Source organism: Ketobacter alkanivorans (genome assembly GCF_002863865.1).
Lineage (GTDB): Bacteria > Pseudomonadota > Gammaproteobacteria > Pseudomonadales > Ketobacteraceae > Ketobacter > Ketobacter alkanivorans.
Window position 1 is genome coordinate 3209318 of sequence record NZ_CP022684.1, and the last position, 12118, is coordinate 3221435.

The window sequence follows — 12118 nt, forward strand, 5'->3', positions numbered from 1 at the left end:
CCTGCTCAGGGTGAATTCATCAGTTCCAGATCAGCACTTCCACGGGCGTAGGGTTGTAACCGTTACAGGGGTTGTTCAGTTGCGGGCAGTTGGAGATCACAACAATAACATCCATGGCTGCATTCATTTCCACATATTTCCCTGGTGCGGAAATTCCGTCCTCAAAGGTAAGCCCACCTTGTGCGGTTACTGGTACGTTCATGAAAAAGTTGATGTTGTGGGTGATGTCGCGTTTAGTGAACCCTAATTCTTCGTGCTCGGCGATGGCCAGCATCCAGCTGTCACGACAGGCGTGCATGCAGCGTTTCTCAAGATCATAACGTACGCTGTTGCTCTCTGTTGCACAGGCCCCTCCCAGTGTGTCGTGGCGGCCACAGGTGTCTGCAACAATAACAAGCATTTCGTTGCCAAGGTTTGACATCAATTTGCTGCCTGCAGTGAGATAGATATTGCCTTGTTCGCGTATGGTATCCATGGAACTGTAGCGTTCAGAAACATCATTAGCATTATAGAATAATGTGTCTGCAGCCTGATTACCTTCTAGATCCAGGATGCGGAGGGTTTGCCCCGCCGCAATGACTTTAAGAAAATAGTCGCCCGCTGGTACTGTTTGACGGAACACGGCGTCCGCTGCTTCTAAGGTGCTTTCTTGTATCATGGTGTCACCTCCTAACGGAAAAAGTGATAAAGGCGATTGTTCTCAAAGCCACGCCGGTTTTCTGGGCAAAAGTTCAAACAGTAATCATCCTCTGGCATTGGTGGCGTGGTCATCAGCTCGCAGTGCACAGGTTTGTAGGGGTACGCCGCTTCACTGTTGAGCGGATGAGGGCAGGTGTGCAGTATTACTAGAGTGTCCATTTCAAAACGCAGAGAAATGTTGGCTCCGGCTTTTATGTGTTTAGCGTCGAGGCTCAGATTGCCTTCGTTATCGACCACAACCTTGCTGAACAGGTTGAGGTTGGAAGCCAGATCCTTGCCGTTCAGACCATATTTGGCCAGTTCGACCAGGAAGCTGTCGTAACCGTTTTGATGCCACTCGTTATGGGCAGACTGGTAGTTTTTCTCGCCCCACTTTTTTTGAACCATGGCTTTGTTTGCGGTTCCGCAAACAGTGTCATGCCAGCCAAAGGAGTCTTCAGTAATTGAACAGAATATTCGGCCCATATCTGAATACAAACAGTTGCCCTGCGTAAGTTTAAAGGTGTGCTGGCATTTCAGGGTGTCTGGTGCATTATACTTTTCAAGCAGGTCTTCAGGGTTGTATAGCATCATGCCTAGATTGGCACCACCTTCTACATCCGTAAGGCGTAAGGTAGTGCCACGACGAATTCGCAGGGACCAATGAGCAGCTGCGGGAACCGTGTATTGATAAAGAGTTTCGGTCATGGTTTTACTCCGCATGTTCCGGATTGGATATTGCTGTTTGTTGAATTGATTTCTCTAGAGTCTTGCTGATGTCTGCGTTTACTGAACCTACAGGTACGTCATAGGTGATACGTGCGCCAAATGCGCCGGGTGCTTGCGGGTCAATTCTGTCTTTATCGAATACCCAAAGTCGTGTGCCTAAATAAAAGCCTTCTTTTAAATCGTGAGTGATCATAAATATTGTGAGCTTATAGCGTTGCCAAAGGTCTAGAACCAATTGATGCATGTCTGCACGAATACCGGGGTCCAGTGCGCCGAAAGGTTCATCCAATAACAGAATGCGTGGCTTTTTGATAAGCGCTTGAGCAATGGCGAGCCTTTGCTGCATGCCGCCGGACAACTCATGTGGATATTTGTCCAGTGCGGCGCTTAGGCCAACTGCCTCAATCATTTCGCGGGCTTCTGTAGCTGCTTTGTGTTTCGCATCGCCAAACAATCTCGAAAGCAATGGGCTCTGCTCAAACTCGCGGGATAGCAACACATTCTGCAGTACGGTGAGGTGAGGGAACACAGAATAACGCTGGAAAACAATGCCCCGCTCTTGATCGGGTTCGTTGCGCAGTGGTTTTCCGGCTATGCTGATGCTGCCTCTGGTTTGGGATTCTGTGCCGAGCAGCATGTTTAGAAAAGTTGTTTTACCGCATCCGGAAGCACCAACAATGGTAATGAACTCACCTTCTTCGACTTGATTATTGATGCGCTCCAGTACAATTTGATCACTGTACTCTTTCCAAACATTATTTATCTCGATATAGCTCATGTCTATTTCCTCTCTGCAGTCTGAGAGTGAAACCATGGGTATTGCCAGCGTGAGAGTAGGCGCAGTAGATAGTCAATTGCGAATGCCAGCAGGGTTATCCATAAGACATAAGGTAGTATTACGTCCATCGATAGGTAGCGTCGCACTAGGAATATTCTATAACCTAATCCATCGGTGGCAGCGATTGCTTCTGCGGCAATTAAAAACAGCCAGGCCGAGCCCAAGGAAAGACGTACGGCCGAGATCAATCGTGGCATGACTTGAGGCAATACAACCCGCACAATAATTTGCCATGTGTTGGCCCCTAGTGTTTGCGCCTTAATGAATTGTTCTGCGGGTATCTCCATCGATCTTTGCTGTATGTCGCGCACAAGAAAAGGGGTTATACCGATTACGATTAGCATCACTTTGGATAGTTCACCTAGCCCAAGTACGATAAATAGTATAGGTAGTATCGCCATGGGTGGAACCAGTGAAATAGCGGTGACCAGTGGCGACAGATTGGCCCTTACGTAAGGAATGGTGCCATTGGCCACCCCCAGGATCAGAGCCAGTAAAGCACTGATGCCGACACCAATCATCAGTCGCTGTAAGCTGCTTGCGGTGTCTTGCCAAAAAACATATTCACCGCTGCGTTTGCTGGGCTCAAAGGCCAATCTTTCCATTGCATCAGAGATGCTGCTGAATGAAGGCAAAAGTTTGTCATTTGGGTTCTCCGCCAGGCGAGCGTTAGAGGCGCCCATATAGAGAACCAATAGAAGTATGAAAGGCGTAATGCCTAGGAACCAGAGACTTGCTTTGTTCGGCTGTTGATTTATGAGTTTCTTCATAATGTGGGCCGCATCAATAGGTGATGAGAGGGGGTGGCTGTAAGCCAACCAGCCCCCTGTACAGTGTCGCTGGATTACAGCTTTTTCTCAGCGGCCATCTTTGTGAAAGATGGATCAAAGCGCAGCTTAATATTGGCTTTGTCTCCGTAAACACCTGATGGGGTTTCGATGCCTATAAAGCCTGCGTCAGCTGCGCCATCACCCAGTAATCCATGTTCGAAAGAGAACTCTGCAACATATTTCATGGTGGTTTTAAGTTTGTCACTGTTAGTGAATTCAACGGCATCTTGTGGTGTATAGAACATTTTGGTAGACGCCAGTTGCGCGTCGTAACCCGCTAGATCAGTGCCGGAAGCCTTGCCCATGAATTCGCGTGCCTCTTTACCCGTTTTACCTTCTGCGCTCATGAGACTCATGATTTCGTACCAGGCGCCTACCAGCGCCTTGCCGAATTTAGGGTTGGCTTTCAGTGTATCGGTATTGACTACCATGAGGTCGATGATTTCCCCTGGGATCTGAGAGGAATCAAATACCATATGACTGTTTGGCATTGCAGTGATTTCGCTCAGTAAAGGGTTCCAGGTAACCACCGAGGTTACGTCACTTGTAGTGTAGGCAGCGACCATGTCGGCGTCAGAGGTGTTCACAACTTTTACGTCTTTTTCAGCCATGCCGACCGATTCCAGGCCTCGAGCTAGTAAGTAATGCGAAACACTGAGCTCAACCAGGTTTACGGTTTGGCCTTTAATATCCTTCAGGGACTTTTTATCTTTCAGTACCACGCCGTCGTTGCCGTTAGAGAAGTCACCAACGATCAGCGCCGTGGAATCGACTCCGCCAGCTGCGGGGATTGTTAATGCATCCATGTTGGTCATGCTGCAGCCATCGTATTGACCAGCCGTGTACTGGTTAATGGACTCAACGTAATCATTGATTTGTACAACATCAATCTTGATGCCATATTTATCCGCCCATTTTTTTACGATGCCTTGCTGCGCGCCGTAATCCCAGGGCATCCAGCCCACGTAAATGGACCAGCAGATCTTGAACGAATCTTTGGCGGTGGCGTGATTAGCAAAGCTGGTAAGAGCGGCGAGGATGCAAAGTGCAGTAGTGAAGCGCTTGGTCATGGTTAACCTCCAGAGGTTACACGTTTTTAAAGCAGAGGAGTCAATGGCATCTATGCCATGATTGCCTCCCGGGCTTTTATCCCGCCGTGTAACCCCTTGCCTGCGAAGCGGCGAAAGGTCGAAAGCTCTCGGACCAGCCATCGATTGCCCATATAACTGGACACCGATCGGAACCCTAGCGTTCTATTGGTGTTGCGCCTAAATGTGTTCAGAGCCAATAGCATGATGCCATTGATTCCTCTGATTAGCTCACTTAAACCAAAAGCAAAGCTTGTGCCATGCCCGGCGCCTGCGGCCGATGTTCGGGTAATTTATTTTAAACCATACCTTTTCTTACGGTAGGCTGCGGTAATCAAGTAAAAAGACGGCCCCGAAAAGGCGCGCTTTTGAGTCTGGCGTACTCTAATGGTGCAGATTTCATCGTGCTGGCTTAATACTTTGCCGCTTGCAGATGTTCCCTCAGTTTTTGAATAAAGCGGGTGTCGCCGCCTTCGTCGGTTGCCAGAAACAACACGAAATCACTGTCGTCTTTACGTTGAATATTGACGATGGTGTTCTCCCCCAGAGTGCTGCCTTTGGTTACCTCGATATCCGCTATATCGCTATACAGGGCCAGCTCGCTGCTTAAGGTGCCGTCTTCTTCTTTCCAATAGGAAAACACGTGGCGCTGCGTGATGCCGTTGCCATCTTCCATGACTGACAGAAAGCCATCACTGTAAAAATAGAGAATGTCATCGCCGGGCTGAATGATGCCCTGGCGCTGCATTTGCTTTAGATCCCGCTGCCACAAACGATCGCCATTGATAACAATGGAGTTGGGGATAGCGCCTGATTCCTGTGCCAGGGTAAGCAGTAACGCAGGTGTTGACACGATCAGCAGCAGAATATGCCTGAATCGCCATTTTGAGAAGTGTTGCACGGCATCTTTATGTTCAGCATTAATGAACAATATGTAGTTTGCCAATGGAAGGCATAAGGCAGCTGAAATAATCAGGCAGGGTATCCACAGTACGGTATTGTTCATCATGATCGCTACAATAAAAAATACCGCTGCTAACAGAGTAGCCAGCGCTTTTCCGGGCAGGTGCGAGGCCTCAAAGCGTGTGTCGTTATCCTGCTTTAAGTGTTGCCATAGATTGAAGTACCACAGGTAGTAAAAGATCCCTCTGGGCGCTGGCATAATCGCACTTTGCTGCTGCTGGCGGATATAGAGAAAATTTCGGTAATACCAGTACATGGGGTATATGCCTAACGTTGCGACCCACATAAACAGAAATTTTGGTAATGTGACAGGGAAGAATATAGCTTCACCATGAAACGGGTTACGCCATTGGTCCAGACGCCACAGCACAAAAATCAGAACGTAGGCGAGCAAATAAATCAGTATGAATATGCGGTAGTCGAGCTCGTGCCACTCGATATTGAACAGGGTGTTTTCGGCGCTGGATGAAGAATCGGTTGGGGCTGGTGTGTCTTCATCATGGTACTGGTAGATGCCGTAGCTTAAGTAATCCTGGGTTTTTTTCAGTGCGTTGATATAGTTGCTATATTCATTGGCAGGAACGTGATCGCTGTTGGATTCATACTTGAAATTGAGCTTCAGGGTTTTGGCAGTTTTGTTGTATTTGGCTCGATAATAAAACGTAAAATAGGGGTTTTTCTCAGTGAAGGTTTCATTGTCGAAATTCCAGTCATCATCTGCGAACTGTATCTCAATGGTTTGCGCAATGCGTTGAGGATAGGTCAGGTACAGCGGTTGTTGACGGCGGAGCTCGTCAGGTATGTCAAGATAGCTACTTAATGCATTGGGATAAAAGGAGCTGGTGAATTTGCCTTCCTTAGGATTGTCCTCCCAGAAGTTATTGATGCTGTAGTATTCCGTAGCGGCTAATCTGTTCTCGCGCTGATCATCTTTTATCGCTATATCTTGTCGTACCTGAATGTCCGGGTAGTAATATTCAAAGAAATCCAGATATTGTTGTTGTAGCTTGGATTGTCCATTGCTGGCCAGTTGGTTGCGCTGCCGCTCTGCATTCCAGCCTTCGTATATGGACGAGGTTGTGAATAGTACTGGCAGGTTGGTGTCGCGTTTCAGAACAAACCGATCCATAACCTCCAGACCGAATTGGGTGTTGTTTGGCGCCATTTCTACCAGCTGGCTGGTGCCAGGGCGAAGCACCAATGCCATACCAAAGTCGGGTTGGTGGATATAGTCGATTAAGCCATGCTGATAGGTGCGCGTGGGGTCTAGCCACCAGGTTTTGCCATTATGATTAACGTAGGTGATGACGTGATCAAAGGCGCGATTGCTGGGCAGGCGTTTTGCCAGTTGTTCGCCAAGGTCAGTGTTTACCAATGCTGGATAAGCCTCTACACCCAATTTGTTCAGCAGTGTAATCAGTACCACGGTTTTATCTTTGCAATCGCCATAACGGCGCTGAAACGTTTCGAAAGCTGTGCTGGGTTTGTGGGAGTTTTCTCCAAGCTCTATACCGAGATAGCGGATCTCGTCTTGAACAAAACGCAGCGCTTTGCTGATGCGTTCTTCATCGGTGTCGGTTGTGTTGTTGATGTCATTGACCAAGGCATCCATTTCTTCATTGCTGAGCCATACCGATTCATAAAGGCTCGCCCCCCAGTCAGCAACTTGCTGCCAATCTTTTGATTCGCTGAAATGGACACTGCCCCAGGGATCGAACCAATCCGGAGTGGAGTCTTCTTTGTGAATGGGCGCGATGTTTTTTGTGTTGATGGAGTACTCTATGCCTTGCGGTGTTTTGTTTTGTGTTACAGCAAGGCTGGAATGAGTGAGTTTGTAATGCAGCTCGGTTGGCTTGTTCCACAGGATGCGCAACTTTAACTGGCCCACGGGTACGCTCCAGTTAAGGTAGTGGCCGAAACCAAATATGTTCCTGTATACCGGGTTTTCGCCGTTGCGTGTGAAGCTGTACTCGATGGTGTCACCTACGCGAACATCATCTAATATGATATTCAGGGTGTGTTCACCGTTGTAGATCAGGTTGCTCATTTCATCTTCCCGCTGCAGGATCTTCATGTCTGCAGTGGGGATCTTGTCGATGCGTGTGCCTTTTCTGATGAGCGCCAGTGTATGCAGTTGCACGGTTTCATAGGCGGGATCATAGCTGATGTTGATTTGTGAATGCTCTTCTACCCCGTTTTGATTCACGATGTGTTCGGCATAGTGCTGAAATACTTCGCTAGGCTGTTGAGGGTTGGCTCGAACCTGAACATCTAAAAACAGATAGTAAATGCCATTCTGTATTTCGGATTCCGGGTATTCGATAGTGGGCGGCACTACCAGCGGTGTGACCCAGGCAGGTGTATTGCTGATGTTGATGGAGTTGGCGAAGCAGGTTGCTTCTAGCAGGAGCAGAAGTAGCCCCAGAATCGGGGGCAAAGCCCAATTTTTCTGTGATGTATGCATGGTCGTAACTGCTTGTAGTTGTGTTCTGACACTGAATCAAGCATCCCTAAGGGCAGTCTATGACTCAGGTACGTATACTTGATTTCAGTCTAGCATAGCCTCGCCACGATAACTGTTAACCCGCTTTAGCCAGCCCGGTAGCCACTTTTGTTGTTCTATCGGCTTTGGCGCCAGCGCGGCTCGACGGGTCAGTATATTGGCCGCCGACTGTGCAAAGGCGTCGTTGGGCGAGCTTGATTCATCCATGTTCTGCAATACCTGTAACAGGCCCCAGCCCTGTCCCTGATACGTTTCCCCGGCTGTGAGTCCTTCACCTTTAAAATTCACATAATCAATTAGCCCATACCATCCCCTGGAGGTGTTGCAGAGGGCGTCCAGTTTTTGCAGCAGCGTGCGCCGTTGTGGTGGCGCAGTGTGTTCTACCAACCGGGGTAGCGCCAGTTGAAGGCGTTGCATCATAAACTCCGTTTGTTCTGCTGTATGCTGTTCCAGAAACTGGCGCAGAATTTCAATATTCTCGCTGTTTGCGCTGCCTATGAATTCGTTGCGGTTGGGCCATGGTGCATCGAAAGGATGAAGCCGTTCCAGCCATTTTGGTATCGGAGCGTTTCTGCTGCGCAAATACTGAATCAGTTGGGGGAAGCTTTCTGTATAACCTTGATCCAGGTTGGCCGGATACCAGATGAAATGACCGATGCCCAAGGAGGGAAAGCTCTCCCCCTGATTCCAGTCCACAAGGCATTGTCGTTGACGATTGCATTCGTTGCGGTAAATCCAGTCGCCGATGCGAATCAGTGCGGAGCGGGATGGAGGCTGCTGGCAAACGTTTGGCTGGGGGGGCAGTGCTTGCGAATGTATACTGACAGCAAGCACCAGCAGGCCAACGATGGTGTGGAGAGTGAATGGTTTCTGCAACCGCATCAGGGCTTGGGTTGGATGGTGTGTGCCGCTTTTGCTTGCATGGCTTGGGGTACGCGCTGGGCTACAGTCTGAACCGTATGGTCTAGGGAGGCGCGGACAGCTGTGAACAGCTTTTTACCCGATGGGGTATTGGCAAAGGCGAGGAACTCTTTGATGGTGTCATCGCTCACGCTTTCCATGGCTACGCTTTGTTGCAGCAGGAGTTGTTTGCTGAGTTGTTCCCGCATGGGGGCTTTGCTTGAATCGAAGCTGGCATGCAGCTGTTGAAAGCTTTGAGGCTTATTGGGGGCAATGATCACACCAAGCCCGCTCATGAAAGCGGCTTGCAGGTTGACCACCATATCCAGGGCAATGTCGTTGGCCTGGGTTGCGGTGCTCATTTGTTGTAATAGTGCTTTGCGTTGTTCGCTGATGTTCGCGGTCTGGGATAGCAGCACCGCGCTCATTTTCTCGATGGCTTCTGGCCGGGTAGCCTGGGTTTGTGCTTCAAGCATGATCCGGGCGTTACTGCTTGTGTACCATTTCATTGAATCCAAAAGAGTGGGTACATCCAGCCGTTTTATTAAATCCGCTGACAGGATGGCAAGCATCTCTTTGGGGTCAAACACGTCGATCAGCGATGTGATCAGTGGGCTGATCAGGCCGCTGGCAGGGTTGTTGGGGGATTCTGCGGTTTGTCGCAATGCTTCCGGTATCTGCTGGATTTGGTTTTGCAGGCCGGTGGCCTCGATCAGTTTCTGGATCTGGGCCGGGTCCGGTGTAGCCTGCTGTGCATGCAATATGGTGCTGGGCAGTAGCAGGGCGATAACGATCAGTAGTGCGCGCATGTTGTATTCCTAGTTTCCATTTTTGGTGCCGGCAAGAACTTCCTTTTCCAAGGCCCAGAGTCGATCCTGGCCCCAGAGTGTGAGCCGGCCGTATTTGAATGCGGGTACTCCCCACAAGCCCAATTTGCCGAGTTCATCCCGGTTCCGTTCTGCTAGTTTGCGCCAGTTGTCCCCACCGAGAAATGCTTCGGCTTCGGCCCAGTCCAGTTCGGCGCGTTCGACAATTTTTTTCATGTGGCTTTTGCGGGTCATATCCAGTCCTTCCGACCAGATTCCGCTCATCACGGACACAACGTATTCTTTGTCGAGACCTTTTTGCTGCGCGAATTCGAACAGAGCCATGGCGTTGTTGATACCATCACCCAGGGGGTCGCTGATTTTGCCGAATGGCATGTTGTGTTTTTCTGCCTCTCGCTTGGCATCCTTAAGGATGTATTTCCGTTTGGCTTTGGGCAGGGCGATCCCCCGGTTGACCATGGGCATGACTGGCTTGGGAATCACAGGAATTTTGTACAGGTCTGCCAGTTTGAATACTCGATCTGCCGCCAGATAGGAGTAGGGGCTGCGAAACGAGAAATAAAAGTCCAGGGTTTTGACCTGTTTGGGGCGCGGCCGCAGAGTGTTGTAGCTCTGCAATACATGGCGATACTGGCGCTGATAATCGGCGATGTCGCCGGTGGCACGACGAATGCCGGGTTTGTTGAGCCGGTCTGCCAGGTGAGCCAGTCGGTCCAGCCCCCAATACCATTCGCCACCATAATACAGCATGGCGGAGTTGTAATGGCCCCGTGCCAACAGTTCGGCTCCCGATTGGGCCAGTAAGTTACGTGCTTCGGCTTCTTTGAGGCTGCCATAACGCTTGGCAGCGCTCTGAAATGTAGTGGTGCTGCAACCCCACAGTGCGCCGGTTACTTCGGTTACCAGATGCAGTAACTTGGGTCGGGTTTGATGTTTCAGCAGAATAGCGGTGGCTTTGAGGGCGTCTTCGTCGGTGGGCAGCTCGGCATCTTCAGGGAATACCAGATCATGCAGTTTGGCGAGACGTTTGGCGTCTTCCAGTGCATAGCGTGCCTGTAGATCTTGATGCGGATTGGCGTCTTCTGTCAAATCCAGCACGAAACGGATCTGCAGGTTGACTTTAAAATCTTCCAGAAAGCGGGGTAATGCTTGCAACAGCAGTAGCGAATAGGGGTCGTTTACCCGATGGTAAAAGATAACCGTATTCAGTGACGGCAGTAGTCGCCGCTTTACTTCAAACCAGCCCCGCTTCAGGTTGCGGGTCTTGGGGCTGGTTGCCATCTTCGCAAAGAATGGAATGAGCATTCTACTTAAAGTCATATTGGTTCTGTATGTTCCCCCAGTTCGCTTCCCGCGAAACTGTGATTTATAACGCCAACGCTCCCTTGCTAGGCGCTTTTTAAAGCTAGGTGCTTTTTACGGTCAGCCGTTTTACAAATACCTTGGAATTGCGCTGGTAATTGTACAGGGATTGACGGTGTTGTGGCAGCTCTGAAATGGTCGCACTCCTGAACCCGCGTTCCATAAACCAGTGTGCTGTTCGCGTGGTGAGAACAAACAGACTGCCAAGCCCTAGCATGGCGGCACGCTGTTCGATTGATTTGAGCAGTGTATCCCCCCGATTGCCCTGGCGATACTCAGGATGAACCACCACGCAGGCCAATTCGCCGCTGCTTTCATCCTGAAACGGATAAAGGGCTGCGCAGGCGATGATTTTGTCATCCCGTTCAATGAGGGTGAAGTGTTCGATTTCGTTTTCCAACAGTTCACGAGAGCGGCGCACCAGTACACCTTCCTGCTCAAGGGGTTCAATCAGTTCCAGCAGGCTGGCTACGTCGTCGATATTGGCAAGGCGCACTTTTTCGTAGGTTTGCTGTGTAATGAGGGTGCCGTTACCGTTTACGGTGAACAGTTCCTGCAGCAGAGCGCCGTCGGTTTCGTAGCTGATGATGTGGGCTCGGCTGGTGCCACGGGTGACGGCGTTGCGGGCGCTGATTAAGGTGTAATTGGGGTCTTCGAGCTGGCTGATCAGTTCGTTGGCCTGGGGCACGGTAAGTTCACGAATCAGCTCGCCAGCAGGTGCCAGTATGCCTTCAGCTTCATTCAGATAGATTATTTTATCCGCTTTGATGCTGGTGGCGGTGGCTTCTGCCACTTCTTCCCAAACCAGGTTGAAGGCTTCGCCGGTGGGAGAGTAGCCCAGTGGAGACAATAGCACCAGATGGCCATTATTCAGCTGCCTATGTATGGCGTCGTGGCGCAATTTGCGTACCTCGCCACTGTGCTGGTAATCGATGCCCTGGTGAACACCGTAGGGCTTGGCGACCACGTAGTTGCCCGTTGAGACGATGCTGTTGTCACCCAGGTGGGCGGCGGCCATGCACTGAACCAGTTGGCTTTGGACTTGAATCGCGGTGCGGCCTATGGCTTCCATCACGGCAGGCAGGCTCGCCTGATCGGTTACGCGGCGGTGGTGTCCGATTTGAATGGGGAGTTGGCTGTCGACCATGCGCTGATCAATTTGTGGGCGAGCACCATGAACTAAAACCACCCGAATACCCAGGCTGTGCAGCAACACTACATCCTGCATCAGTTGTGGGAAGCGGGCAGCCGTGACTGCCTCGCCGGGAAAGGCCACGACGAAGGTTTTTCCGCGATGGGCGTTTATGTAGGGCGTGCTGTTGCGAAACCAGTTTACGTAGTCTGTGGTGTTCGCTGCTTGATCAGGTTGCGTATCGATGTTGCTAAACCTCCGGGTAGTC

The 12118-nt window shown here is 50.3% G+C and carries 10 protein-coding genes and 1 riboswitch; all 10 genes read right to left on the minus strand.

Annotated elements, in window-relative coordinates; translation table 11 throughout:
- Window positions 1-19: 19 nt before the first annotated feature.
- The gene (locus Kalk_RS13775) at window positions 20-658 is read right to left on the minus strand and encodes an urea amidolyase associated protein UAAP2 (protein WP_101894799.1); all 639 of its coding nucleotides are present in this window, start codon (window positions 656-658) and stop codon (window positions 20-22) included.
- Between the two features lie 11 nt (window positions 659-669).
- Window positions 670-1386 (minus strand): urea amidolyase associated protein UAAP1, encoded by a 717-nt coding sequence (locus Kalk_RS13780; protein ID WP_101894800.1) that lies wholly within the window; start codon window positions 1384-1386, stop codon window positions 670-672.
- 4 nt (window positions 1387-1390) lie between these two features.
- Window positions 1391-2185 carry an ABC transporter ATP-binding protein gene (locus Kalk_RS13785; protein ID WP_101894801.1) on the minus strand — a complete coding sequence of 265 codons (795 nt, stop codon included), beginning with the start codon at window positions 2183-2185 and terminating at the stop codon, window positions 1391-1393.
- A 2-nt stretch (window positions 2186-2187) separates the two neighbouring features.
- Complete coding sequence (locus Kalk_RS13790; protein WP_101896327.1) at window positions 2188-3015, minus strand: ABC transporter permease; 828 nt, start codon at window positions 3013-3015, stop codon at window positions 2188-2190.
- Window positions 3016-3089: 74 nt separating this feature from the next.
- On the minus strand, window positions 3090-4145 hold the full coding sequence (locus Kalk_RS13795; RefSeq protein WP_101894802.1) for a putative urea ABC transporter substrate-binding protein: 1056 nt from the start codon (window positions 4143-4145) through the stop codon (window positions 3090-3092).
- A gap of 63 nt (window positions 4146-4208) precedes the next feature.
- Window positions 4209-4335, minus strand: a riboswitch (guanidine-I (ykkC/yxkD leader).
- 240 nt (window positions 4336-4575) lie between these two features.
- Entirely contained in the window at window positions 4576-7590 is a 3015-nt protein-coding gene (locus Kalk_RS13800; protein ID WP_101894803.1) for a DUF3857 domain-containing transglutaminase family protein, read from the minus strand.
- 84 nt (window positions 7591-7674) lie between these two features.
- Window positions 7675-8511, minus strand: coding sequence for a hypothetical protein (locus Kalk_RS13805; protein WP_101894804.1), 837 nt, complete (start codon window positions 8509-8511; stop codon window positions 7675-7677).
- On the minus strand, window positions 8511-9338 hold the full coding sequence (locus tag Kalk_RS13810; RefSeq protein ID WP_101894805.1) for a hypothetical protein: 828 nt from the start codon (window positions 9336-9338) through the stop codon (window positions 8511-8513). Before Kalk_RS13810 ends, Kalk_RS13805 begins: the two co-directional genes overlap by 1 nt.
- Before the next feature lie 9 nt (window positions 9339-9347).
- The gene (locus tag Kalk_RS13815) at window positions 9348-10676 is read right to left on the minus strand and encodes a DsbA family protein (RefSeq protein ID WP_101894806.1); all 1329 of its coding nucleotides are present in this window, start codon (window positions 10674-10676) and stop codon (window positions 9348-9350) included.
- A gap of 85 nt (window positions 10677-10761) precedes the next feature.
- The gene (gene argA / locus Kalk_RS13820; protein ID WP_101894807.1) at window positions 10762-12096 is read right to left on the minus strand and encodes an amino-acid N-acetyltransferase; all 1335 of its coding nucleotides are present in this window, start codon (window positions 12094-12096) and stop codon (window positions 10762-10764) included.
- Between the last annotated feature and the right edge of the window lie 22 nt (window positions 12097-12118).

Coding starts and splice junctions, on each gene's coding strand:
- Kalk_RS13775 (WP_101894799.1), bottom strand. CDS start 658: ATGATACAAGAAAGCACCTTAGAAGCAGCGGACGCCGTGTTCCGTCAA.
- Kalk_RS13780 (WP_101894800.1), bottom strand. CDS start 1,386: ATGACCGAAACTCTTTATCAATACACGGTTCCCGCAGCTGCTCATTGG.
- Kalk_RS13785 (WP_101894801.1), bottom strand. CDS start 2,185: ATGAGCTATATCGAGATAAATAATGTTTGGAAAGAGTACAGTGATCAA.
- Kalk_RS13790 (WP_101896327.1), bottom strand. CDS start 3,015: ATGAAGAAACTCATAAATCAACAGCCGAACAAAGCAAGTCTCTGGTTC.
- Kalk_RS13795 (WP_101894802.1), bottom strand. CDS start 4,145: ATGACCAAGCGCTTCACTACTGCACTTTGCATCCTCGCCGCTCTTACC.
- Kalk_RS13800 (WP_101894803.1), bottom strand. CDS start 7,590: ATGCATACATCACAGAAAAATTGGGCTTTGCCCCCGATTCTGGGGCTA.
- Kalk_RS13805 (WP_101894804.1), bottom strand. CDS start 8,511: ATGCGGTTGCAGAAACCATTCACTCTCCACACCATCGTTGGCCTGCTG.
- Kalk_RS13810 (WP_101894805.1), bottom strand. CDS start 9,338: ATGCGCGCACTACTGATCGTTATCGCCCTGCTACTGCCCAGCACCATA.
- Kalk_RS13815 (WP_101894806.1), bottom strand. CDS start 10,676: ATGACTTTAAGTAGAATGCTCATTCCATTCTTTGCGAAGATGGCAACC.